Genomic DNA, 24934 nt, shown 5'->3' with positions numbered 1-24934 from the left:
GCTTACTTGCCGACCGGGGCGCGAGACACGCGGCCCGTGTCGAACAGCCGGCGCACGAATGCACCGGCCCGGAACGCGTTGTTCTTCGCGCGGCGGGCCATCTGCAGCGCGTAGGTCACGGCCGCCACGGTGTGCATGTGGCCGCGCAACGCGAAGGGCATGGCCATCTTGGCGCTGCCCTGGAAGTGCAGCGCCACCACGCGCGTCAGCTCGCCGGCGGTGCTCGTCAGCCAGGCCTTGCCGTCGCGGTACGCAATGCGCTTGGCGCCGCCGAGCACCTGGAACTCCCGCCGCGCGAGGTTGTGCATGCCGTTGATGTTGTGGTCGATGACCGTGCCGTCGAGCACCCGGTTGATGGGGGCGTCGTTGCCCGTGGCGTGGGCCCAGAGATAAAGCAGCGTCATGTCGGACACGCCGCCGCGCACGCCGCGCGCTACGAAGCGCGCCGCGATGTCGCGCAGCTTTCTGCGGCCGGAGGGTGTGGTGTAGCTGTCGAGCACGTAGGCCACGAAGCGGCGCAGGCCGTTCGCGGTCCAGTAGCTCACGTGTGGCGAGATCTGGCAGGGGTTCCAGCCGTCAGCGGACTGCATGCAGGAACCCGAGAAATCCGACTTGCCCGCCAGCCGCACGATATGAGGCCCTGCACCCTGAAAAAGCAGCACATCGCTGTCAATCAGCACGAATTCGCGCACATCCGCGTGGGATTCCAGAAACTGCGCTAGGAGAAAGTAGCGCCGGAAGCAGATCTTTTCGAACTCCGGCGGGTTGCTCGACAGATGCACGTAGGACCGGCAGAAGCGTTCATACGCCGGACCCGCGTCGGTGTCCGACAGCACGAAAAGCGGCTCGCCGGCCAGCGCCGCCGATTCGCGGCAAAGTGCGAGGGTCTTGTTCTGGCGGTCTTCCACGACGATGAAGGGCAGGGTTGAGTTCATGGCGCTTGGTTGAGGGTTGATGGGATGTGACAGCGTTCGTTGTGTTCAGGGCTTGCGCGCCGTGACGCTCTTCATCAGCGCAACGTGCGCGGGAAGAAAGCGGCCGGCGGCGTCGATGGGCATGTCCAGCGTGAAGAGGCCGCGCACGGCAGCCGCTTCCGAAATCCAGCTGCGCAGCTGCGCAGCCGTGAAGCGCGCCGGCGCCTCGCGGCCCCACGAGGCGCTCAGCGGCGTCAGCACGTGGAGCGCCAGCTCCGACGGCGGCGCGGTGAGATGCGCGGGCGGTTGCATGTACTCACCGGCCATCAGGTTCTGGCAGGGCGCCGACTTGACGCTGAAGCGCTCCGCGCCTTCGCCCGCGTTGAAGGCCAGCCAGCGGTTGGCGGCGCCCGTGCGGGCCGCGCTGCACAGCATTTCCCAGCCGGCCGGCGTGATGCCCTTCGTGTTGTAGGTACCGTCGAACCACCAGCCGCTCACGAGCGAGCCGTAGCGTTCCGACCAGTCGCGGATCACGCTCGACCAGGCGGCGATGAAGCGCGCGGGCGGCGGTTCCTGCTCGGACACGTCGCCCAGGCAATCCATCAGCGCGCGGTCGGCCTGCGGGGCGCGAAACGGCAGATAGAGGATCAGCGAGATGCCGCGCTTGCGCAGCGCCTGGCCGATTTCCATCGGCAGGTCGCGCGGCGAGCGGTTCGCGGCACTGGCCGGGCAGAGCACTTCGAGCGCGGCATTGGGCGCGATGTACTGGCCGTTGTTCTGGCCCAGCGTCAGGATCAGGTGCGACGCGCGCATGTCCGCCAGCGTTGCAGCGAAGGCCTCCACGTCGAAGCGCTTGATCTCGTTGATCGATTGCTTGTCGGGCAGGTAATGCACCATCACGCCGAAGCCCGGCATCGGGGCGCTCGCCGATGTTCCCGCGGGTTGCGCGCGGCCGGCCAGCGGCATCGCCGCCAGCAACAGCAGCGCCGCAAGAAAACGCATCGCGGGGAACGGCCATTTCGTCATGGCATGGCCCGGGCGAGCGACAGCGTGCCGCGCTTGAGCATGAGATAGCGCCCCGCGACCGCGGCGGGCGCGCAGGCGGTGGCATGGACCCACACCGGATGCGTGCGTTCGTGGTGCGCGAGGTGCTTGGCCAGCCGGTACGGGTCGCTGGCAGCGCTGCCCACGAAGAAGGCGTAGTCCGTGAACAGCTCGCGGTGCACCGGAATGTCCGACAGCAGCAGCGGCACGCCCAATGTTGCCGCCTCGGCTGCCGAGAGGTTGAAGCCCTCGAAGGTAGACAGCGAGATGAACGCGGTGGCGCCCTGGTACAGCCGCAGCAGTTCGTCGCGCGACACCAGCCCCCGGTGCCGCACCGAGCCGCGCACCTCGGGCGCCAGCGCGGCCACCATGCGCTCGACGTCGGCCGCGCCGTTGCCGGTGATGTCGAGGTAGTCGACCAGCCCGGCGCGCTTCATGCGCTCGAAGAGGGCGAGGATGCCGCCGAAGTTCTTGTGCGGGTAGTAGTGGTAGGCCGCGATGAGGTAGCGCTCGCCCGGTGCTGCATCCTTTGCCGCACCCGGTGTAGTGGGTGCCGCCGCGCCCCGGGGCGCGTCCACCGGGTTGAAGATCACAGCCGAATGCTTGCAGCGGCCGAAGTGGCGCTCGAAGTCCTGCTGGCTGCTGCGGCTGATGAAGACCACGTCCGCCGCGCTGTGCGCCGCGCGCCACAGGCTCCAGTCCAGGAAGAGGCGCTTGCTGCGCTTGAAATACTGCGGGTAGGCCTTGTACTGCAGGTCGTGGACGATGACGATCGAATCGCGATGCCGCCCGAACAGCGTCACCGGCAGAAAGTAGTTGGGAAACACCGAGAACAGCTGCTCACCCGTGAGCAGCGCGCGCAGGCAATGGAAGTTGTAGAGCAGCGTGTCGAGCACGAAGCGGCTGATCTTCAGGCGCTGCGCTAGCGCGTAGATGCGCGGATGCCGCTCGCTGACCGGCTCGATGCGGTCGTCCCGCGACATCCGCATGTGGCGCAGCAGCACCTCGGACACGTTGAGCACGCCGCCGGCCCCCTTGTTCAGGCGCACGGTGTCGTAGTAGAGGTAGGTGGCCATGATGGAACGTCCTCACGCGCTCGGAAGACCATGCCGCACCGCACGCGGGAGCGGCCGGCGGGCACGGGAGCTCAGGGCGCCGGCAATGACGGCGGCGATCAGGCCCGAAACCGCGAACGGTCCCCAGCCCAGGATCGGGCCGCGCATGAACGGCACGTAGGCTGCGAGCAGCACCAGCGCCGACAGGTAGGCGCCCGACAGCGGCCGGTTTGGATCGATGGCGCGGTCGACCACGCGAAAGCCCACCGAGATCGCATAGCCGAACAGCGCCGGCCCCGCCAGTCCGAAGTCGAAATACGCCGTGGTGAAGGGCGGCAGCGACAGGTTGCTTTGCGAGAAATTGCCAAGGATGGCCGACCAGCCGAGCGGGTCGAAGTCCGGAAACATCTTCAGGTCGCGCGGCAGGAAGAACGAGAACGCCGAGAGCAGGTAGCGGCCCCAGCCGAGATCGGGAATGGGTGCGCGTTCCAGGATGCCTGCGACCACGAACATGGCGTCGAAGTCCTGGCTGAACGGGAAGGTCGTGAGCTCCTCGCCCCAGAAGCTGCCGCGCGAGATCAGGTTCAGCACCGGGCCCAGGCCCGCGATGGAGCCGAAGATCACGCTGCCGAGCAGCCAGCGCCGGCTGCGCCCCAGGCCGTGGATGAGCAGCGGCAGCAACCCGATCAGCAGGATTTGCCGCGCCGTGTTCACCGGATTGGCCGCGACCACCGCCAGGCCGAACGCCAGCACAGCCGCGCACCACGACCACAGCGTACGGCGACGCACCGCGTGAATGGCCAGCGCCACGAAGCACATCAGCACCACCAGCTTGGGCAGCGTCGAATAGAAGATGAAGTCGATCGGCACGCTGTCGTCGCCGCCCGAGATGCCGCGCGCCACGAAGTTGAGCTCGGGCTTGATGAACAGCGTGGCGAAGGCCGCGAGCGAGCAGCTCAGCAGCAGCAGAAGAGGGTGGGCCACGCCGACCAGCCGGCGGTCGTGGCCTCCGGGCAGGTGCGCGGGTACGTCTGGCACGCCTAGCCGCGCGGCCTCCACGCCGGCCATGTACAGCAGCAGGAGCATCAGCGCCTGCGTGTGCGCCGCCGTGCTCATCACGCCTGCCTCCCAGAACTCCACGTCGTGAGAGATCTGCATCGCCGGCGCGATCGAGAAGTAGGTGAGGATCGTCGCGTAGTGGATCAGCAGGAACACGCTGGACCCGGAGGAGCCCAGCAGCGAGAGCTGGATCAGCGACAGCGCGCACACCGCCGCATAGCCCCACACGGGGTCGACCAGGCCGCACAGCATGGCGCAGACGATGCCGGACCAGAAGGAGAGGATGCGCATGGTGGGCCTGCTGTGGTGTGGCTGCTGGGTGGCTCAGGCGGCGACGTGTGCCGTCTGCACCGGGTCGATTTCCTCGACCGGGCGGATCGCCGTCTGGTAGTCGGCGTAGGTGCGGCGAAGGCCTTCGGCCAGCGACACCGTCGCGTGCCAGCCGAGGCTGCTGGCGCGCGACACGTCCAGCAGCTTTCTCGGTGCACCGTCGGGCTGTGCGAGGTCGTAGCGGATGGCGCCGGTGTAGCCCACCACATCGCGGATCAGCTCGGTGAGCTCGGCAATCGACACGTCTTCGCCGGTGCCGAGGTTGATGTGCCCGCGCATCGCGTCGGTCTGCCGGTCGTATTCGGCGCGCGACAGGTTCATCACCTCGATGCAGCCCTCGACCATGTCGTCGACGTACAAAAACTCGCGCCGCGCGCGGCCGCTGCCCCAGATCAGCACACTGGGCGCATTGCTGATCTTCGCCAGGTGAAAGCGCTGGATCAGAGCCGGCACCACGTGGCTGTTTTCCAGGTGGTAGTTGTCGCCGGGGCCGTACAGGTTGGTCGGCATCACGCTGCGGTAGTCGATGCCGTGCGTGGCGCCGTACTGGCGGTTGTAGCTCTCGCACAGCTTGAGCCCCGCGATCTTGGCGATCGCATAGGGCTCGTTGGTGGGTTCGAGCTTGCCGTTGAGCAGGTATTCCTCGCGGATCGGCTGCTCGGCCATGCGCGGGTAGATGCAGCTGGAGCCGAGGAAGAGCAGCCGCTTCACGCCCGAGACGAATGCCTGGTGCGTGACGTTGGTGGCAATGGCCAGGTTCTCGTAGATGAACTGCGCCGGGTAGGTCATGTTGGCGTGAATGCCGCCGACCTTGGCAGCTGCCAGGTAGACCTGGTCGATCTGCTCCGTTGCGAAGAAACGGGCCACGGCCGCCTGGTCGAGAAGGTCGAGTTCGCTGTGGGTTCGCGTCACCACGTCGTGGCCCAGTTCGCGCAAGCGCCTTGCCGTCGCCTGACCCACCATGCCGCGATGACCTGCAACAAAGATACGCATATGAGCTTTCGTGAAGAGGTTGATGAAGTTCGAGGGAGACGAAATCGAAAGAAATCGAAAGGAACGGTGATGGCCGTGGCTAGCGCGACCCGCGCGCACCGGTCACCACGCCGAAGGTCTTCAGCAGGATCGCGAGGTCCCGCCACAGCGACAGGTGGGCCACGTACTCCGCGTCCATCGCGGCGCGGCGGCGATAGCTGATCTCGTTGCGCCCGCTGATCTGCCACAGGCCCGTGATGCCCGGGCGCACGGCGCAGTAGTGGTCCCAGTAGTCGCCGTACAGGTCCTTCTGCGTGAACATGCAGGGGCGCGGGCCGACCATGCTCATGTCGCCCTTGAGCACGTTCCAGAACTGTGGGAACTCGTCGATGCTGTACTTGCGCAGGAAGGCGCCGAAGCGGGTGATGCGCGGGTCGTGCACCAGCTTCTGGTAGATCGCCCACTCGCGCCGCGCGGCCTCGTTCTGGCGCAGGTGGCGCGCCAGCACCGCGTCGGCGTCGGCCACCATCGAGCGGAACTTGTAGAACTTGAAGACGCGGCCGTCCTTGCCGTAGCGCGGCTGCATGTAGATGGCCGGGCCGCCCGAGGTGTAGAGCACGCCGAGCCAGATGAGCGCGTAGGCCCAGCCGAAGAAAACGAAGAAGGAGCCGGCCATCAGGATGTCGGCCGCGCGCTTGGCGCTGCGCAGCCAGGGCGAGCCGCCGAGCGGCCCGTACGCAGCCGTGTTGGCCGCCGCGCTGCCTGTTGCTCGCCCTGCGGAGGTGGTGGATCGAAGCGTGCTCATGATGTTGCGTGCTCCGGTTCGATGCGTTTGGGCATGACGGTGTCGGCCGTGTCCAGCGCGTAGTGGGGTTCGCTGCGTGTTGTTGTTGTGGCTGGGGCATAGCCGTAGTAGCCGTAGCCGTAGCTGCGGTGCTGGCGCCGCGAGGTGTCCACCGCGTTGAACACCACGCCGTGGAAGGCCGCGCCCACGTGGGCCAGGCGCTTGGCGCTTTCCACCAGCTCGCCCATCTCGCTGCTGTCGGCTCGGGCCACCAGCAGCAGCGTGCCCATGCTCGGCGCCATCGCGGCGGTCTCCGATGCCAGCAGGGTGGGGGGCGCATCGACGATCACCACGTCGTAGCGGCCGGACAGCGTTGCCAGCGTGTGCTCGAAGGCATCGCTGGTCATCAAGCCGGCGGGGTCGGGATGCAGCGTGCCCGCGCTCATCACGTCCAGGTTCAGCAGCACGCGGTGGTGGATGCCCTGCTCGAGCGGCACGCCGCCGGCGAGCACGTCGGACAGGCCGTTCTTGCGCTGCAGGCCGAACTCCTCGCTCAGGCTGCCGCGGCGCAGATCGCCGTCGATCAGCAGCACGCGCTTGCCCGAGGATGCGAGCAGCGTGGCGAAGTTCGACGACACGAAGGTCTTGCCCGCGCCGGCCGTGGCGCTGGAGATGAGCACCCGGTTGTTGGGCGCGCCCAGCATCGCGTACTGCAGCGTGGTGCGCAGGCGGCGCAGGCCTTCCAGCGCCGGGTCTTCCACATGCAGCGCCGCCAGCACCTTGACGCCGGGCTTGCCGGTGCGGATGGCGCGGTCGAGCACGCGTTGCTGGGTGCTCAGCGGAATCGTGCTGTACACGCTCAGGCCTGTGATGGCCTCGATGTCCTCGGGGCTGCCGATGGAGCGCTTCAGGTTCTTGCGCGCCAGCGCCGCGGCGCCGCCCAGGAAGAGGCCGCCCGCCAGCGCCAGTGCGATGACGATCAGCGGCTTCGGCCGCACGGGCTTCTCGGCCAGCAGGGCTTGGTCGAGCACGCGCACGTTGGCAACCTTGCCTTCCTTGGCCAGCCGCATCTGCAGCGAGCTGTTCAAAAGCGTCGCGTAGAGGTCGGTGTTGACCTTGATGTCGCGCTGCATGCGCAGCGAGTTCTGCTGCAGCATGGGCATGCGGCGGATGCGGCCGTCGACAGCGCCGAGCTCTTTCTTCAGCGAAGCGATCTGCGAGTCCAGCGTCTGCACCATCGGGTGCGCGGCGGTGAAGCGGCCCACCAGGTCCAGCCGCTTCTGCTTTGCATCGAGCAGCTTGGCCTGCAGGTCCACGTTCTGCGCCAGGGCATTGCGGGCTTCGTCGTCCAGGTTGATGGTGCCGTTCTGGTTGCGGTACTGGTTGTAGGCGTCTTCCGACTGCTCCAGCTGCTGCTTGAACTTGGGCAGCTCGGTGCCCAGGAAGGACAGCGCGCGCTCGGCCTGCACCGTCTTCTGGTCGATGTTCTGGCGCACGTAAAGGCGCGAGATCTCGTTGAGCACGTTGGCCAGCTGGCCGCGGTTCTCGGCCTGCAGGCTGACGTCCATCACGCCGGACTGCTTGCCTTTCTCGACCACGCGCAGGTCTTTCTGCAGGCCCAGCAGGGTGAGCTGCTTCGAGTAGCGCACCAGCTCGAAGGCGCCACCGGGCTGGGCCTCGAACGAACCCACCAGCAGGTGCAGCACGCCACCGGGCACGCTGGCGTCGAGCGGCACGCCGGCCTTGCCGTTCAGGGGCGTTTCCAGGTCCGGGTTGGTCAGGGTGTAGTTGCCGCCTTCGCCCGCAATCAGCGTGAACTTCTTGCCCTCGAATGCGCTCGGCACGTCCATCTGCGCCACGGCGATCTGCTCGGTGCCCGAGACGTAGTTGCCCATTCCGAAGATGCCGGGAGTGGAGAGGTGACTCGAATGCCGCGCGAGGAACTCACCCACCACCGGGGTGTAGCGCGGCTTGGCGCTGATGAAGAGCTTTGTGTTCTCCATGGCCTGGCCGAGCACCATGCGCGAGCGCAGGATCTCGGTTTCGCCAGCGGTCGACGTCTTCACGCTGATGCCCCCGCCGCCGTTGGCGTCGCCGGGGAAGTTGCCGCCCGAGCGGTCGGGGTCCTCGACCTGGATCAGGATGTTGGCCTCGTACATGCGCTGGCCGAACAGCGCGTAGCCCACGCCCACCAGCAGGGCCAGCGCCGCGACGATGGCAATCAGCCAGCGGCTGTCGATCAGGATGTCGAGGTATTCATGGAACCGGGACTCCCGGGTCCAGGCGGTGGTCTCGAGCACCGTCACGGGAGCTGCCGCGGGTGCGGGAAGCGTAGGTTGCCAACGCGCGTTCATGGGGTTCACCTTTTCCTGTTGCGGGGGTGCTAGGCGCTTACCGGCGTGCGGTGTCGCGGGCAAGGTTGATGACCTGGGCGGCCGGCAGAATCAGGCCGAACACGCGGCTCAGGCTGACCAGCGGCACGCGGTCGACGTACACCACGTCGCGCGGCTGCAGCTCGAAGCGGTCGGCCAGCGCAAGCGCCACCGGGTTTTTCGCGTTGAGGTTGTAGACCTGCTGCACGTCGAGGTTGTCGGGCGAATTGCGCACCACATAGATCTGGCCGGGGTCGGAGGTGGCCAGGTCGGGTCCGCCCGCGTCGCCCAGCGCTTCGTTCAGGCTCAGCCGGCCGTTGTTGCGCATCTGCAGCGCCGACGGGGCCTTGACTTCGCCCATCACGTAGACCCGGCTGTCCTCGCGGGTGCCGACGTTCACCACGTCGCCGTTGCGCAGCGGGATGTTGTTGCCGTCGGCGCCCAGGGCCTGGAGCACCGGCAGGTTGATCTCCGTCGAGACACCGCCGCGCGTCAGCGTGATGCGCGAGCGGTCGCCGGCCTGGGTGAAGCTGCCGGCGCGGCTGATGGCCTCCGACAGCGTCATCGGCACGTCGGTGAAGATCTGCAGGCCGGGCGTGCGCACCTCGCCCTGCACGTAGGCGCGCTGGCTGCGGAACGACTGGATGCGCACCGAGACCTGCGGGTCTTTCACGAAGGCCTTGATGCGCCGCGCGACCAGCTCCGACGCGCCGCTTTCCGTCAGGCCCTGCAGCTTGGCGCGCCCGATGTAGGGGAAGAAGATTTCGCCCTTGGCATCGACGATGAAGCCGGGCGCGACGGTCACGCCGGTCGGGTCTGACTGCTGCGCGATCACCGCGCCGGCGTTCGGCAGCAGCTCGGGGTGGTCGTACACGATGATGCCGACCACGTCTCCCGGCCCGATGGTGTAGGTCGGCGGCGCGGCGAAGAGGCGCTTGATGTTGTCGGGCACGCTCTTGGGCTTTTGCGCGATCTGCGCGCGGATCAGGTCGGGCGTGATCGCAATGACCTTGCCGCTGCCGGCGGAGGCCGTGCTGTCACCCGTGGAGCGGTCGAAGCCCAGCGGCCCCACCGAGCCGAAGCCCGGCGCGCAGCCCGAAAGCGCGACCAGCCCGAGGGACAGCAGCAAGGCCAGGCCAAGCCATCGCAAGCGGGACTCCACCTGTGCCTGGGCACGGACTGCGAGAGGGCGCGTTCCGCATGACTGCGTCGCTGGATCTTTGCGTTGCATGGTGATCTCCTTGACGGCCGGTTGAGGGTGGGTGCTTGGGGTGAATGAATGAAAGGGTGAAAGGGCTTGCCTCAGGGCGCAGCCCAGGTGGTGGGCATGGCGTGTTCGGCGCCCGCGAGCGGGCGGCTCTGGCTGCGTCGTCCGGTGCTGGCGCCGAAGCAGCGGTCGGTGACCCAATCGCCGACACACTGGAGGAACAGCCGCTGTCCCTTCTCCGTGCAGACGGTGTGATCGACCTCGCCCATGAACTCGTACTGCACCGCCTGCGTGAAGGGCTGGCGGGCGAAGGCGCCGAGCTGGTCGCGGCCGCGGTCGCATACATGCAGAGAGCCCGAATACAGCAGCTGCACCGCCACCTTGCGTTCGACCAGGCTCTGGAGCGCAGTGCCGAACCAGGCCGCGTTGACTTCAGGCGCGCGCTTCTCCGCGAAGAAGCCAGGCAGTGCTGTCGTCGAGTGGCTGCGCAAAAAGTGGCGCTGCAGCCAGCGCCTGGCCTTGCCGGGAAAGGACGGATGCGCGGGCGCGGCCAGCGCGCGGCGCAGGTTGCGCTCCCAGCGGGCACGCCGCTCAGGGAAGGCGAAGCCGTCGAACAGCGACACCGCCACCACGCGCGCATCGGCCAGGGCCGCCGACATGGCGTGTTCCACGCCCGAGCACATGGCGACGATCACGAACTGCCGGGCACCCAGCATGCGTTCGGCGATGTCCATGGCCGCCTGGAGGCTGTGCACGGCACGCGCCTGCAGGTCGGGCGAGGTGTCGAGCGCGTCGCTGTCGCCCACGCCGCCCAGGTCGAAGCGCAGGCTGCTCACACCGCGTGCGGCCAGCACGTGAGCCAGCTTCACGTTGATGCGGCGCGGGCCCACGCGATGGTTGGCGCCCATGTTGAACATGAGGCAGGCAATGTCGCCCGGCGCCTGCTGCGCGGGCGCCGTGAGCATGCCCACCAGCGCCTCGCCGGGGCCGAAGCGCATCGGCGTCTGCGTTGCTCTTGCTGTCGTCATGTCATTCATGAAGGGCCCCCTGGAGGCGGTTGAGCGCATCGGCCGGGACCATTGCGCTGTTGGGGTACGGGTCGGAGGCCCAGTCGAGCTGGTGCTTGAAGTACGCGAGGCGGACCGGCATGTGGCGCGACTGCTGGTCGGCGGCCCATTGCGCGGTGCGCTCGTCGTCGGGCTCGGCCAGCACCAGCGTGTCGTGCAGGGCGGTGAGCGGCAGCGATTCGGGAACCAGCGCCGCAAGCTGAGCGCGCAGCGCGGGCGAGAGCGCGGTGCCCAGGGCTTCCTCGGGCAGCGCGTCGGGCTCCTGCATGAGGCCGCGGCGCCAGGCCAGGTCGGGAATGCAGAAGGTCGTGTCGATGGCGGCCACGTGCTGTTCGCGCAGCAGCCGCGCATAGCGGCGTCCGTCGATCACCGGCTCCCACAGCACCAGCCGCACGGGGTCGCAGCGTCCGCCGCGCGCGGCCAGCACGGCCAACGTGGCGCCGAGCCGCGCGCCGATCCACACGATGGAGGCGCCCGGCGCGCGCCGGCGCAGCTCCTCGTGCGCCGAGCACAGGTCGCGGCGCCAGCCGTCGAGCTCGCCCTCGCTCTCGTCGCCGGGTGAGTCGCCCGATCCGTAGAAGTCGAAGCGCAGCGTGGCGATGCCGGCGCGCGAGAGGCGCTCGGCCAGCACCTTGAAGAAACGATGGGTGCGCAGGCCTTCCTGCCCGAAGGGCGGGCACAGGAGCACCGCGGTGTTCTCGGCCCGGTCTTCGTCGGCGGCATGGAACACGCCGAAGACCTGGCGCGAGGCCGGCCCGAACATGAGCGGCGTGAAGCGGGTCATTGCGTGGCCCCCGCGTAGCGCGCTGCAGTGTTCGCCTTGGGAGCGGTCAGCTGGCTCATGCGTGTGCCGCCGTCACCCGACCCGAACGATTGGGCGCGGGCTTCGGTCTGGCGCCATTCGGCGAGCGAGCCCACGCAGTCGAGCCGCTCGGGCGCCGGCCCCACCACCAGCCACAGGATGCGGCCGGCCACCGAGAGCTCGACGCTGCGGCGCTCCGGCGTCAGGCCCACCTCGAAGGTCTGCGACGACACCAGTAGGCCCACGCCGATGGCCTTCAGGCAGGCTTCCTTGCGGCTCCAGCAGGTCAGGAAGGCGCGGTCACGCTCATGCGCGGGCAGGGCGGCCAGCGCCTCCTGTTCGCGGTGGGTGAAGTATTCCGCCGCGAGCACTGCCGCATCCGGCACCGGGCGCATCAGCTCGACATCGGCGCCCAGCGGGCCGCGCCCGCCGATGGCGATCAATGCCAGGCCCTGGCTGTGGCTCAGCGAGAACTGGGTGCGCGTGTGACCCGACAGCGAGGGCCTGCCGAAGGAGCCGGTGGACAGTTGCAGCGCGGCGTTGTGCAGGCCCGTGTACTCGCTGAGCGCTTGCCGCAGCGCGATGTGCGCAGCCACGAAGCGCTGGCGGTCGATGGGAGAGCGCAGGTTCTCGGCGCGCGCGCATTCTTCTTCGGAGAGCACCTGGGCGGGCAGCAGGTCGGTGAAGCTGTCCAGGTCGACGTACCGGCAGACCGGCGCGTCGATGGAAAGTGCGTAGGCGGAGCTGTTCATGCTCGTCATCCCTTGCGCAGCCAGTGGCCGAGGGCACCGAACAGACCGCCGCGCTGTGCCTGCGCGGCCGTGTCGGCGGCCAGTTCTGCGAGGTCCGACGGCACGCCCTGCGGCGCGCTGTGCGCCGAAGAAGCGATCTGCCCGAGGTTCTCGAACAGGTAGCGGCGCGGCTCTACGCGGTGCCCCAGCATCTGCGCGGCCTGCTGCACCGCGCGCAGCACCAGCAGCGAGTCGCCGCCGAGGTCGAAGAAGTTGTCGCTGGCGCGGATGTCGCTCACGTCGATGCCGATCACGCCGGCCCAGATCTGGGCGAGCTGCGCCTGCTCGGGGTTGAGCAGGCTCTGCGGCGCCTTGTGCCCGTTGCCATTGATGGCATCGGCCGGCGCGCTCTTGTCCGCGTCCGCGGCTGCCAGCTTGCGCAGGTAGGCCGCGCTGGTCGAGCCTTCGGTGCTGGCGATTTCCGCGAGCGTGGCGGCAGGGTCGTCGGCCACGCGGCGCAGAACTTCGAGATAGCGCTCGCGCAGCTGGGCACCCGTTTCGCGCAGGTATACGTCGGCGTTGTAGATCAGCGCGCCTTCAAGGCCGTGCGGCTTGTCCATGAGCCACACGCCGATGTCGTCGGTGGCGCCGTGCTGCATCACGTGCATCTGGCGGGTCTGCAGGCTGCCGACGCTGCGGGCACGCTCGCGCGCATCCTGGAACGAGAACATCGCCTGGTAGGGCCCGGAGGTCTTGATCTGCCCCGCATAGCCCGGCTCGGCCATCAGGCGCTCGAACGGCACCTGCTGGTTGTTCATCATCGACAGCAGTTCCTGCTTCACGTAGCGCATGAAGGCAGGCAGCGGCAGCGTCTGATCGACTGCGAGCGAGACCGGCAGCACGTTGTTGAAGAAGCCCATGACGTCTTCCGTCTCGGCCTGCTGGCGTCCCCGCACAGGGTTGGCGATGACGATGGTGTCGTTGCCCGTTACCTGCGCCATGGTCAGCGCGTAGATGCCGAAGGTCAGCATGCTGAGCGTCACGTCCATGTCGCGCGCGATCTCGCGCAGATGCTGCGTGCTCTGCAGGTCGACGTGGATCCAGTGCGCGCCGCCCTGGCCGCTCTTGCCCGCGCGGCGCGGCATGTCGGTCTTTGGCGGGCGCACGGCCTTTGCGCCTTCGAGCCGGCCGCGCCAGAACGCGAGCTGTTCCTCGCAGGCAGGCTCCGTCAGCCACTTCTCGAGCCACTCGGCATAGTCGCCGTGGGTGGTGGCGAGCGCAGGCAGGCTGTGCGGACGGCCGCGTTCGGCGGCGTCGTACAGCGCGCCCAGCTCGCGCTGCATCAGGTCGAAAGACCAGCCGTCCCAGATCAGGTGATGCGGCACGAACAAAAAGACGTGCTCGTTGTCGTCGAGCTGGAACAGCGTCGTGTTCATCATCGGCGCGCGATGGATGTCGATTGGCCGGTCCGACATTTCCTGCATGCGTTCGGCCAGCTCGGCCTCGCGCTGGTCAGCGGGCAGGCCGCGCAGGTCGACCAGCGGCAGGGCGAATTCCACAGACTCCGCGATCATTTGCACCGGCTTGCCGCTCTGCGCATCGATGCCGATGGAAGTGCGCAGCGAGGGCTGGCGGCGGATCATTTCGCGCAGTGCGCCTTCGAAGCGCGCCGCGTCGAGTTGTCCGGTCAGGCGCTGCGCCGAGGGCGCGTTGTAGACCGAGCGGCCCGGGTGCAGCTGCTCCATGAAGCGGATGCGTTCCTGCGCAAGCGTGAGCGGCGCGCTGCGGCGCTCGCTGTGGCAGGCAATCGGCGCCTCCAGGCCGACGCCCGCGCCCTGCAGGCCCTGGATGGCCGCGGCCAGCTTCTCGGCCGTGGGCGCCTCGAACAGGGTGCGCAGCGGTAGCGTGACCTGGAACTCGCGGCTCAGCAGCGTGGTGAGCCGCGCGGCCAGCAGCGAGTGGCCGCCCATGGTGAAGAAGTTGTCGTGCATGTCGAGGCCCGGCAGGCTCAGCACCTTCTCCATGACCGCGAGCACCTTGCGTTCGTGCTCGTTGCGCGGGGCGGCGCCGCGCCGCACCTCGTTGCGCGCAACCGCTTGCGGCGGCGGCAGCGAGACGCGGTCGATCTTTCCGTTCGGCAGGGTCGGCAAGGCATCGAGCGTCACCACGTGCTGCGGCAGCATGAAGGCCGGCAGGTGCTTGCGCAGGTGCACCATCAGCGCATCGAGGTCGAAGCCGGCGCCCTGGGCGAGCGCAAGGTAGGCCACCAGGCGCACGTCGCCGGGGTGGTCTTCGCGGGCCACGACCACGCTGCGCGAGACACCGGCTACTTCGCAGCAGCGCACCTCGATCTCGCCGGGCTCGATGCGGTAGCCGCGCACCTTCACCTGGAAGTCGAGCCGGCCGAGGTGGTCGAGCAGCCCGTCGTTGCGCCAGCGGCCGCGGTCGCCCGAGCGGTACACCTTCTTCGCAGTGCCGAAGATGCGCACCGTGACGAAGCGCTCGGCGGTCAGCTCGGGGCGGTCGAGATAACCCAGCGAGACGCCTTCGCCCGCGATGCAGATTTCGCCCGGCACGCCGATGGGGCAGGGCTGCAGGTTGGCGTCGAGGATCCAGATTTCGGTGTTGTCGACAGGCTTGCCGATCGACACGCCGCGCGACGCGATCTCTTCGGGGCGAACATGCCAGGCCGTGGAGTACACCGTTGTCTCGGTCGGGCCGTAGCCGTTCCACAGGCCTTCCATGCGCTCGCACAGCGCCAGCGCCATGCTCGGGCGCAGTGCTTCACCGCCGGTCCAGCCGCGAAAGCCGGGGGCGCCGCCAGCCCACTGGGCATCGAGCAGCAGCTGCCACATGCCGGGGGTGGCCTGCAGGAGCGTGATCTGTTCTTCATCGAGCGCTTTGGACAGCCGATTACCGTCCATGGCGACTTCGCGCTTCACCATCACGAGCTCGGCGCCCGCCGCCAGCGGCAGCAGCAGATCGGGCACGGCCATGTCGAACGACAGCGTCGTGACGGCGGCGATGCGGTCGGCCGGGCCGATGCCCGATTCGCGCTGCATCCACTGCAGCAGGTGGGCCACGCCCCGGTGATGGGCGATGACGCCCTTGGGCAGGCCGGTCGAGCCGGAGGTGTAGATCACATAGGCGGCGTCTTCGGGCCCCGGGTCGTCGGTGCTGGGCGGCAGCGCATCGCCGGACAGCTTGAGCCAGGCGGTGTCGCGGTCGATCTCGAAGACCCGCAGAGCCGCGTCGGCACGCCAGCCGCGCGGCGCCGCTGCGATGTCCGACGTGGTCAGCATCTGGCTGAGGCTGGCGTCGGTCGCGTAGTGGTCCAGCCGCGCCTGCGGAAACGAGGTGTCGAGCGGCACGTAGGACGCACCCGCCTTGAGAACGCCGAGCATCGCGACGACCATCTCCAGGCTGCGCTCCAGGCACAGCCCCACGCGCTGGCCGCGGCCCACGCCGCGCATGCGCAGTGCACGCGCCAGGCGGTTGGATTGCGCATCGAGCTCGCCGTAGCTGCAGCTTCGCGCGCCGTCGCGCACCGCCGGGTGGTTGGGTTGCCGTGGCACGCGTGCAAGAAAGCCGGCGTGCGCCAGCGGCTCGCCGACCAGCGGAACCCGCGCGGGCTGCAGCGCCAGCAGTGAACGCGCGGCGGTGCTGGACAGCACTTCGAGCCTGCCGACGGTTTCGTCGGGCTTGTGCGAGGCCGACTGCAGCACGCACTCGAACATGCCGAGCCAGCGCTGCACGCTGACCTCGTCGAACAGGTCGGTGTTGTATTGCACTTCGACCTGCAGGCCGCCGTCGAGCGGGCGCAGGTTGACGAACAGTTCGAAGTTCTCGTACTGGCGGGCGATCGTGTCCTGCACGACATTGAGGGTCGTGAACGCCTGCGCGCTGCTCGCCACGTCGGGGTCGACGTTGAAGGCCACGCTCACCAGCGGCAGCCGGCTCGGGTCGCGCTCCAGCGACAGCTGTCCCAGCAGCGCGCCGTAAGTCAGCGCCTGGTGGTCGAAGGCGTCGAGCACGGCGGTGCTGCATTCGTCCATCAGCGCGTCGAAGCGCATGCCCGAATGGGCGGCGATACGCAGCGGCAGCAGGTTCACGCAGTGGCCAACCAGGCCGGGCATGTCGTGCGCGAGCTGGCCCGAAGCCGGAATGCCGACGACGATGTCCTCATGGTTCGTGAGGCGGTGCAGCGTGGCAACGAAGCCGCTGAGCAGGCCCGTGAAAAGGCTGACGCCGGCCCTGGTGCTCGCCGTGCGCACGGCATGCACCAGGCGCTTGTCGAGCAGGCGCTCGGCGCGGCGCGAATTGAAGGTGCGAACGGCTGGGCGCGGGCGGTCCAGCGGCAGGTCGAGCACCGGCAGCGTGTTGCCGGAGAAGCGGCCCAGCCAGTAGTCGATGTGCGGCTGCATGTCGGCACTGGCGGCCGCGGCGGCTTCCTCGGCGGCGAAGTCGGCGAAGAGCGGCGCGGTCTTGAGCTTCAGGCCGATGCCGGTTTCTTCGGCATAGAGGTGGCCCAGCTGCTCGGTGATGACCGCCCACGACCAGCCGTCGCACACCACGTGGTGCGCCGACATCACGAGCTCGTGCTCGGCATCGTCCAGGCGGTACAGCGCGGCCCGGAAGAGCGGGCCATGCTCCAGCGAGAAGGGCGTGCACACCGCATCGTCGTGGGCCTCGCGCAGTGCCTGCGCGCGGGCTTCAGGTTCGAGTGCGCCCAGGTCCTGCTCCACCAGCAGGTTCTCGCCGGGAGGGCTGACCAGCATGTAGGTGCCGTCGGGCGAGATGGTGGCGCGCAGCGCCTGGTGGCGCTCGAGCAGCCGGGCCATGGCACGCGCCAGGGCCGGGCAGTCCAGCGCGCCGCGAAGGCGCAGCACGACCGACTCGTTGTAGGCCATCGAGGCTTCTGTGCTCAGGGTTGCGCCGAGCCAGACTTCGCGCTGCGATTCCGTCGTCGGAATGATGCATTCGATGACACCACCGCTGGCGGTGGGCTTGAGGACGGCGTTCATGCTGCGGCCTTTCCATTGATGAGGTGTTGATGGGAGGCGGCGTCCTCGGGCACGTACCAGAAGGGCTGGCCGTCGATGTCGCGGGCCAGGACGCAGCCGTCCTCGACGGGCTTGCGCACGTCGAAGCGGGTGGGGGTGGGAGCGCGGCGCGGCAGGAAGCCGGACTCCTGCATCTCGGCGACCGAGTCCTTGAAGGCGCGCTGGATGAAGGCGATGTCCTCGGCGCTGTGCGCGCTCGTGAGGAAGCACGGGAAGTTGTCCAGGATGTGCACGCCGCGGCTGCGCATCATGGCGAACAGCAGGTCTTGCAGCGGGTGGTCTTCGAGCCAGCTCACGCGCCACAGCGAAGCGAAATGGCGGATCTCGATGGGCGCGCCGACTTCTTTGCACCAGCCCGAAAGCTCGGCGGCCATGGCGGCGGTGTTGCCCGTGAGTCCGGCCTGCAGCGCGGGGCCTGCCTCTTTCAGATGCGTGAGCGATGCCTTGGCCGCAGCCAACGCCAGCGGATGGCGCACGAAGGTGCCGGCGAAGTAGGTCACGCCCACGCCCGGAATCGAGTCGTCGCCGTACTGCCAGGGGCCGCCGTCGAGAGCATCCATGAATTCGCGCTTGCCCGCGATCACGCCAACCGGAAAGCCGCCGCCGATCACCTTGCCGTAGGTGGCGAGGTCGGCGCGCACGCCGAACAGCTCCTGCGCGCCGCCCAGTGCGGTGCGAAAGCCGGTGATGACCTCGTCGAAGATCAGGCAGCAGCCGCTCTTGGCGGTGATGTCGCGCACCTCGTGCAAAAACTCGCGCGGCTGGAAGTCGGGGCGACGGCTTTGCACCGGCTCGGCCAGCACCGCGGCCAGGTCGTCGGCGTTCTCGCGGATGAATTCCAGCGCCTCGGGCGTGCCGTAGTCGAGCACGCGGATGTCGCCGAACATGCCGCTCATCACGCCCGGCGCGGCCGACAGGCCCTTGCCGCCCCTGCCGGCGCGCACCAGCACTTCGTCGAAGGTGCCGTGGTAGGAGCCGGTGAACACCACCACCGTGCTGCGGCCGGTGACGGTGCGCGCAATGCGCAGCGCGGCCATCACGGCCTCGGAGCCGGTGTTGCACAGGCCGGCGCGGTCGCTGCCGGTGAGCTCGCAGATCAGCGCCGTGACTTCGGCTGCCAGCGGGTGCTGCGGGCCGATCTCGTAGCCGTCATCGAGCTGCTTGCGCACGGCGTCTTGTACGAAGTCGGGCTGCCAGCCGAACATGTTCATGCCGAAGCCGTTGAGCGCGTCGACATACTCGTTGCCGTCGAGATCCCACATCTTCGAACCCTTGGAGCGCTCGATGACGATCTGGTAAGTGATCTCTTTGGTGACCGGCCGGAAGCCGTTGACCACGCGCGGGTCGGCCATGTGGGCGCGGTTGGCTTCGGTGAACTGCTTGCTTTTTTGCGTGCGTTCCACGTAGCGCCGGATGAAGGCGGCAAGGCGCGCTTTCTGGCGGCCGCTAGGCTCGGCGTTGCGCTGGGTGTGGATGCGGGCGATGGCGCCGAAGGCCTTGTTCACGTCATAGCGCACGGGTTGCGCGGGGTCTTCAGCAGGCGCCGCGGCCGCAGGCGTGGCAGGCGCGGGTGCGGCCTGGGCCGGCATGGCTTGCAGCGTGATGATTGGCGTGGCCGGAATGCCGCCCGACAGCAGTGCGAGCTGCTGGCGCATCAATTCCATTTGCTGCGAAATCAGCTGCGACAACTGGGCGTCGCCTGCATTGCTGCTCTGCATCGGCATGTACACCGGCATCTGCTGGCGCAGTGCGGCCTGCGGAACAGAGACCGCGTTTTCGACTGGCGCGGCCACAACGGCAGCTGCCGGTGCAGGAGCTGCCTCGGGCGGCAGGCTTTCGCGCAGGAAGGTCGAGAGCGCATCGAAGCTGCGGTAGCTTTCCATCAGCTGGCGGAAGCTGAGGTTGACCTTGAAGTGCTTCTTGATCTGCGTGGCGGCCTGGGTCAGTGTGAGCGAGTCCAGACCCAGTTCGCCGAAGGGCGCGTGCCCTTCCGCCTGTGCCATGTCTAGGCCGGAGATGTCCTCGAACAGGCTGCGCAGGCGCGCGTCCACGTTCGAAGCGGGGGGATGAAGAGGCGAGGGCGTTGCTGCTGTCACGATCGACTCCAGAGCGGTAGGTGGAACAAGAGGGACGAAGGAAGGGGCCGGGGCGGCGACGGGCGCGGCCACGGTGGCAATGGCTGGGACGGCGGCGATGTCGACCCAGAAGCGCTTGCGCTCGAACGGTGTGGTGGGCAGGCGCACGCGTTGCGCGCCGATGCGTGAGACGAGGCGCGACAGCTCGACATCGGCGCCGCAGGTCCAGAGGCGGCCCAGCGCCAGGTGCAGGGTGCGGGCCTCGTCGGCCGGCTCGCCCTGCAGCAGCGACACGACGCCGCTTGCGCCGTGCTGGCGCACGAGCGTCGCGAGCATGTTTCGCGGGCCTGATTCGACGAACAGCGGGTTGGCTACCTGCTCCATCGCGCAGCGCACGGCCGGCGAGAAGCGCACGGTGCCGCGCAGATGCCGGGCCCAGTAGGCGGGGCTGGTGGCTTCGGCGTCTTCGAGCGGCTGGCCGGTCAGCGTCGAGTAGATGGGGGTTTGCGGTGCACGCAGTGCCACCTTGCCGACCAGCGCCTCGAAGGGCTCGACGGCCGCGTCCATCATGGCGGAGTGGAAGGCGTGCGAGGTCTGCAGCGGGCGGCTCGGAATGCCGTCTGCTTCCAGTGCCACCTGCAGGGCCGCAATGGCGTCGAAGGGGCCAGCGGCGACGCAGGCCGTGGGGCCGTTCTCGGCGGCCAGCGAAAGCTGCGGGCCGAGCCGGTCGAGCAGTTCGGCCGCGCCCAGGCGCACCGACAGCATCGCGCCGGCCGGCTGGGCCTGCATGAGTGCGCCACGGCGGGCGACGAGCCGGGCGGCGTCTTCGAGCCGCATCACGCCTGCGATCACGGCCGCGACGAATTCACCGACGCTGTGGCCGATCAGCGCATGCGGCCGCGCGCCCAGCGCCAGCAGCCGGCGCGCGAGGGCGTATTCGAGCGTGAAGATCGCGGGCTGCGTGGCGGCGGTGGGCGCCAGCGATTGCGGGTCGTCCGAGAACATGCGCTCGCGCAGGTCGAAATCGGTCGCGCCTTCGAAGGCGGCCATGCAGTCGCCGAACGCTGCGGCGAACACCGGGTCGTTCGCATGGAGGTTCTTGCCCATGCCGGCGTACTGCGCGCCCTGTCCGGGGAACATCAGCACGAGTTGCAGTGCGCGCGAGGCGGTGCGGCCGCTGACGCGGCGGGGCGAGTCGGCATTGCGCAGGGCTGCGATGGCCTCGGCGGTGTTGCTGGCCACGACAGCGCGGCGGAAGGCGTGGGCCTTGCGGCCGACAGCGAGGGTGTGGGCCACGTCGGCCAGCGGCAGTTCGGCGTGGGCTTCGAGATGCGCTGCGAGCTGTTCCGTGGCCAACGTGAGCGCGGCCTCGGAACGTGCCGACAGCGACAGCAGTTGGTCGCCCGTTGCCAACGGCGAGGCCGGCCGCGGCGGCGCCTCTTCGACGATGACGTGTGCGTTGGTGCCACCGACGCCGAAGGAGCTGACGCCCGCGCGGCGCGGCAGGTCGGCGCGAGGCCACTGCTGCAGGCTGGCGGTGACGTGGAAGGGCGTGCGCGCGAAGTCGATGGCCGGGTTCGGCGCGCTGAAATGCGCGGTCGGCGGAATCTGTTCGTGGTGCAGCGCAAGCGCCGTCTTGATGAGGCCGGCCGCGCCCGCCGCCGTGACCATGTGGCCCACGTTGCTCTTGAGCGAGCCGAGCGTGCAGTAGCCGAGCGCATCGGTGTGCTCGGCATAGGCCACGGCCAGCGCCTCGACCTCGATCGGGTCACCCATCGGCGTGGCGGTGCCGTGCGCTTCGACGTACGAGATGCTGCCCGCATCGACGTCGGCCGCCGCCAGCGCGGCACGGATCACCGCGGCCTGCCCATCGACGCTGGGCGCCGTGAAGCTGGCCTTGGAGCCGCCGTCGTTGTTCACGCAGGCGCTGCGCAGCACGGCGTAGATGGTGTCGCCGTCGGCTTGTGCGTCTGCGAGCCGCTTGAGCAACACCACGGCCGCGCCGTCGCTGAAGACGGTGCCCTGGGCCTTGGCATCGAAGCTGCGCGTGCGGCCGTCGGGCGAGAGCATCGAGCCCTCGTTGTAGAGGTAGCCGCTGCGCGGCGGGCAGGTGACCGAGGCGCCGCCCGCGAGCGCCATGTAGCACTGGCCCGTGCGCAGTGCATGGAAGGCCTGGGCCACGGCCACCAGCGAGGTCGAGCAGGCGGTGTGCACGCTGACGGCCGGGCCGGTGAGGTTGAGCCGGTTCGCCACCCGCGTGGTGATGTAGTCCTTCTCGTTGGCCAGCATCACCTGGAATTCGCCGACCGGCTCCACCAGGTCGGGCCGGGTGCTCACGTGGCGCTGGAAGTAGGTGGCGTTGTACATGCCGGCGTACACGCCGACCGGGCCCGGTGCGGCGTCGGGCACGTAGCCGGCGCGTTCCAGGCATTCCCAGCAGATTTCGAGGAACACGCGCTGCTGCGGGTCCATCAGCTGCGCTTCTTTGGGGCCGATGCCGAAGAAGGCGGCGTCGAAGTCCTCGATGCCGTCGATCACGCCGCGTGCGCGCACGTAGGCCGGGTCGCTGCGCAGGGCCTGGCTGATGCCGGCGTCGAGCGTGGCGTCGTCGAAGAAGCTGATGGTGTCGCGCCCGGCGACGAGGTTGTCCCAGAACTGCTCGACGTCTGCCGCGCCGGGGAAGCGGCCTGCGGTGCCTACCAGGGCGACTGCGTCGTCGATGTCGCTCGAAAAGGTGGCCGCTGCGGTCGGTCGATCCTTGGAACCGGCCGCAGCGGCCGTGGCGGGCTGATCGCCCGCCGGCTGCATCCGCTCGCCCATTGCTTTTGGCGTGGGATTGCGGAAGAAAAGATTGGTCGACAGCGGCAGCCCGGTGCCGCGCTGCAGGTCGGCCAGCACCTGCAGCACCAGCAGCGAATCGCCGCCGAGATCGAAGAAGTTGTCGTTGCGCCCGACCTTCGAGATGCGCAGCGCACGGGCGAAGGCCTCGCACACCTGCTGTTCGATGGCGTCGTGCGCTTCTTCGAAAGGCTGCGCAAGTTCGGGGCGCTCGCCGGCCGGCTCGGGCAGCGCCTTGCGGTCGAGCTTGCCGTTGGGCGTGACGGGGAGTTGCGCGAGCCACACCTGTGTGGTGGGCACCAGCGCAGCGGGCAAGCGGGCGCCGAGGTGGGCGCGCAGGGCATCCCACGAGATCTTTTCCGAACGCGCGACCAGATAGGCCACCAGGCGTAGCTGCCCACCTTCGTCGGGCCGCGCGACCACCGCGCAAGACTGCACGGCGGGGTGCGCGAGGATGGCCGCCTCGACCTCGCCGGTCTCGATGCGGTGGCCGTGGATCTTCACCTGCCCGTCGCGGCGGCCGATGAATTCGACGGTGCCGTCGGGCAGCCAGCGCGCGAGGTCGCCGGTGCGGTAGAGCCGGTCATCGGGGCCTCCGAATGGGTCGGGCACGAAGCGTTCGGCGCTGAGCGCGGGTTGCCGCAGGTAGCCGCGGGCCAGCCCGTGGCCGCCGATGCAGAGCTCGCCCACGAAGCCGGTCGGCAGCAGCGCCATCGAGGGGCTCAGCACGCGCAGCACGGTGTCCTTGATGGGGCGCCCGAGCGGGACGGAACGCAGGTCTTCGGGCAGCGGCGATGCAATGCGATGCGTGGCTGCGAAGGTTGTGCACTCGGTGGGGCCGTAGCCGTTGCTCAGCGTCAGGCCGGGCAAGGCGGCCAGCGCGCGTCGCACATGCGGCACCGACAGCGCTTCTCCGCCGGTGAAGAGATGCCGCAGGCCTGAGAGGTGGGCTGGGTCGTCGTCGACCACGGCATTGAAGAGCGCGGCGGTGAGCCATGCCGTGTGCACGTGGTGGCGCGCGATGGTGTGTGCGAGGCCGGCGCCGGTGGGCACGCGTTCGTCGTGGATGACACAGCAGCCGCCATTGAGCAGCGGACCCCAGATTTCGAGCGTGGCCGCATCGAAGCCGAGCGGCGCCGCATGTAGCACGGCGAGGCCGGGAGTGAGCGCGACATAGTCCACGCCCACGACGAGCCGCAGGATCGAGCGATGGCAGATCTCTATGCCCTTTGGCGTGCCCGTCGAGCCCGAGGTGTACATGACATAGGCCACCGATTCGGCATCGAGGGTCGGAGGATTCCATGCACTGCGGTTTGTTTTGTCTTCGTATTCGTCGAGCAATAAAACGCCGTGATCGGGGGGGACGAGGTACTGGTGCGCCTGCGTCGTGAGCACGTGGTGCGCGCCGGCCTCGCCGAGCATGTAGGCGACGCGCTCGGGCGGGAAATCCGTAGGCACCGGCACATAGGCGCCGCCGGCCTTGAGGATGCCGAGTTGGGCGACGATGGCCGCCATCGAGCGGTCGAGCAGCAGGCCAACGCCGTCGCCGCTGCGAACGCCCAGGCCCTGCAGGCGCTGCGCGAGTTGGTCGGAGCGCCGGTCGAGTTCGCCGTAGCTCATCTGCGCGTCGCCTTGCGCGAGGGCGATGGCGTCGGGGGCGGCCATCGCCTGGCGGGCGAACATGGCGGGCACCGTGAGGGCAGGGTCCACCGGCGCGAGGGCCGTGTTCCATTCGACGAGCTGAGCGGTTTGGTCGGCGCGCGGCAGCGTGCGGATGTCGTTCAGGGCTGCATCGGGGTGCTGCAGGAGGTCTTCGGCGGTGTCGACGAGGGCTGCGAGCAGCTGATCGATTGCGGTGGCATCCATCAGGCTTGCGGCTGCATCTATATAGAGGGACGCCGAAGCGGCGTCGAAGCGCAGCCGCAGCGGGGCATCGGCATCGGCTTCTTCGCGCAGCCAGAGGGAGGTGGGCTGCACGGCTGCTTGCGATGCCGAGCGGCGGCCGAGATCCAGTTCGGCCAGCCAGGCGCCAGCGGCCTTGGTGGCGTCGAAGGCGACGGTGGTCGAGCAGCGCATCGGCGCGGCGCCTGCCTCATGCAGTACGGGCCAGAGGCCTCCGAGCCAGCGCGACTGCAGCAGCAGCCACGCGCCCGCGAAGAGGGTGTCCGGCAACTGGCCGGTGGTGGCGAGCCACTGGGTCCAGCGCTGGGCGAAGCGGGGTTCAAGTGCCACCGAAGCGCTGCGACGGTCGGCCGATCCCTCCGAATTGGATCGCGGCACGAACAGGTCTTCCAGAACAAGGTCCGGAGCAGCGAGTGCTTGCGAAACAGTTTGAATTTCCATGTAAATATCCCAAAAGAAATACAATGGAAGCAATTGGGTGAATGGAAATTCCATTCACCCAATTAAAGAGGAGGAAGCTGACTTGCGTTCTTTTCGTGTCTTCATCCTAGGAGGTTTCCCTTGGCCAATGTGTGCACTTTAGGCCTCGGTTACAACTGGATAAGGTTATTTCGAAAACGTACTACCCGAATCGTCCCGTTCGAGGTAACTGATGCGCGATTTGGAGGAAAAAGCCCACCGCACGGGCCCTCCAAGTGCCCGAAAGGGGCCACTGAAGC

Annotated in this window: 13 protein-coding genes; all 13 read right to left on the bottom strand. The window is 68.6% G+C overall.

Annotated elements, in window-relative coordinates; genetic code table 11:
* Positions 1 to 2: 2 nt before the first annotated feature.
* Entirely contained in the window at positions 3 to 935 is a 933-nt protein-coding gene (locus tag ACSFBF_RS03905; protein WP_435465014.1) for a hypothetical protein, read from the bottom strand.
* A gap of 45 nt (positions 936 to 980) precedes the next feature.
* On the bottom strand, positions 981 to 1940 hold the full coding sequence (locus ACSFBF_RS03900; protein WP_435465013.1) for a hypothetical protein: 960 nt from the start codon (positions 1938 to 1940) through the stop codon (positions 981 to 983).
* Entirely contained in the window at positions 1937 to 3034 is a 1098-nt protein-coding gene (locus tag ACSFBF_RS03895) for a glycosyltransferase (RefSeq protein ID WP_435465012.1), read from the bottom strand. The genes ACSFBF_RS03900 and ACSFBF_RS03895 overlap by 4 nt, the downstream gene beginning before the upstream one ends.
* A 12-nt stretch (positions 3035 to 3046) precedes the next feature.
* A complete protein-coding gene (locus ACSFBF_RS03890) occupies positions 3047 to 4363 on the bottom strand; it encodes a hypothetical protein (RefSeq protein WP_435465011.1) in 1317 nt (438 codons plus the stop codon).
* A 33-nt stretch (positions 4364 to 4396) separates the two neighbouring features.
* Entirely contained in the window at positions 4397 to 5395 is a 999-nt protein-coding gene (locus ACSFBF_RS03885; RefSeq protein WP_435465010.1) for a GDP-L-fucose synthase family protein, read from the bottom strand.
* 79 nt (positions 5396 to 5474) lie between these two features.
* Positions 5475 to 6179 carry a sugar transferase gene (locus ACSFBF_RS03880; protein WP_435465009.1) on the bottom strand — a complete coding sequence of 235 codons (705 nt, stop codon included), beginning with the start codon at positions 6177 to 6179 and terminating at the stop codon, positions 5475 to 5477.
* A complete protein-coding gene (locus tag ACSFBF_RS03875) occupies positions 6176 to 8512 on the bottom strand; it encodes a polysaccharide biosynthesis tyrosine autokinase (protein WP_435465008.1) in 2337 nt (778 codons plus the stop codon). The genes ACSFBF_RS03880 and ACSFBF_RS03875 overlap by 4 nt, the downstream gene beginning before the upstream one ends.
* Before the next feature lie 37 nt (positions 8513 to 8549).
* Positions 8550 to 9761, bottom strand: coding sequence for a polysaccharide biosynthesis/export family protein (locus ACSFBF_RS03870; RefSeq protein WP_435465007.1), 1212 nt, complete (start codon positions 9759 to 9761; stop codon positions 8550 to 8552).
* Positions 9762 to 9832: 71 nt separating this feature from the next.
* A complete protein-coding gene (locus ACSFBF_RS03865; protein ID WP_435465006.1) occupies positions 9833 to 10765 on the bottom strand; it encodes an alpha/beta hydrolase family protein in 933 nt (310 codons plus the stop codon).
* Position 10766: 1 nt separating this feature from the next.
* Positions 10767 to 11588, bottom strand: a complete 822-nt coding sequence (locus tag ACSFBF_RS03860; protein WP_435465005.1) for a serine aminopeptidase domain-containing protein — start codon at positions 11586 to 11588, stop codon at positions 10767 to 10769.
* Positions 11585 to 12358, bottom strand: a complete 774-nt coding sequence (locus ACSFBF_RS03855; protein WP_435465004.1) for a 4'-phosphopantetheinyl transferase family protein — start codon at positions 12356 to 12358, stop codon at positions 11585 to 11587. The genes ACSFBF_RS03860 and ACSFBF_RS03855 overlap by 4 nt, the downstream gene beginning before the upstream one ends.
* Before the next feature lie 5 nt (positions 12359 to 12363).
* Positions 12364 to 17361, bottom strand: a complete 4998-nt coding sequence (locus ACSFBF_RS03850; RefSeq protein WP_435465003.1) for an amino acid adenylation domain-containing protein — start codon at positions 17359 to 17361, stop codon at positions 12364 to 12366.
* A complete protein-coding gene (locus ACSFBF_RS03845) occupies positions 17358 to 24656 on the bottom strand; it encodes a hybrid non-ribosomal peptide synthetase/type I polyketide synthase (RefSeq protein ID WP_435465002.1) in 7299 nt (2432 codons plus the stop codon). The genes ACSFBF_RS03850 and ACSFBF_RS03845 overlap by 4 nt, the downstream gene beginning before the upstream one ends.
* Between the last annotated feature and the right edge of the window lie 278 nt (positions 24657 to 24934).

It is taken from the genome of Variovorax nivicola (genome assembly GCF_051216475.1).
Classification (GTDB): Bacteria; Pseudomonadota; Gammaproteobacteria; order Burkholderiales; family Burkholderiaceae_C; genus Variovorax.
This window is presented reverse-complemented; position numbering and strand designations above follow the sequence as displayed.

Bases quoted from the DNA above. Each gene is read 5' to 3' on its own strand.
- ACSFBF_RS03905 (WP_435465014.1), bottom strand. From the start codon at position 935: ATGAACTCAACCCTGCCCTTCATCGTCGTGGAAGACCGCCAGAACAAG.
- ACSFBF_RS03900 (WP_435465013.1), bottom strand. From the start codon at position 1,940: ATGACGAAATGGCCGTTCCCCGCGATGCGTTTTCTTGCGGCGCTGCTG.
- ACSFBF_RS03895 (WP_435465012.1), bottom strand. From the start codon at position 3,034: ATGGCCACCTACCTCTACTACGACACCGTGCGCCTGAACAAGGGGGCC.
- ACSFBF_RS03890 (WP_435465011.1), bottom strand. From the start codon at position 4,363: ATGCGCATCCTCTCCTTCTGGTCCGGCATCGTCTGCGCCATGCTGTGC.
- ACSFBF_RS03885 (WP_435465010.1), bottom strand. From the start codon at position 5,395: ATGCGTATCTTTGTTGCAGGTCATCGCGGCATGGTGGGTCAGGCGACG.
- ACSFBF_RS03880 (WP_435465009.1), bottom strand. From the start codon at position 6,179: ATGAGCACGCTTCGATCCACCACCTCCGCAGGGCGAGCAACAGGCAGC.
- ACSFBF_RS03875 (WP_435465008.1), bottom strand. From the start codon at position 8,512: ATGAACGCGCGTTGGCAACCTACGCTTCCCGCACCCGCGGCAGCTCCC.
- ACSFBF_RS03870 (WP_435465007.1), bottom strand. From the start codon at position 9,761: ATGCAACGCAAAGATCCAGCGACGCAGTCATGCGGAACGCGCCCTCTC.
- ACSFBF_RS03865 (WP_435465006.1), bottom strand. From the start codon at position 10,765: ATGACGACAGCAAGAGCAACGCAGACGCCGATGCGCTTCGGCCCCGGC.
- ACSFBF_RS03860 (WP_435465005.1), bottom strand. From the start codon at position 11,588: ATGACCCGCTTCACGCCGCTCATGTTCGGGCCGGCCTCGCGCCAGGTC.
- ACSFBF_RS03855 (WP_435465004.1), bottom strand. From the start codon at position 12,358: ATGAACAGCTCCGCCTACGCACTTTCCATCGACGCGCCGGTCTGCCGG.
- ACSFBF_RS03850 (WP_435465003.1), bottom strand. From the start codon at position 17,361: ATGAACGCCGTCCTCAAGCCCACCGCCAGCGGTGGTGTCATCGAATGC.
- ACSFBF_RS03845 (WP_435465002.1), bottom strand. From the start codon at position 24,656: ATGGAAATTCAAACTGTTTCGCAAGCACTCGCTGCTCCGGACCTTGTT.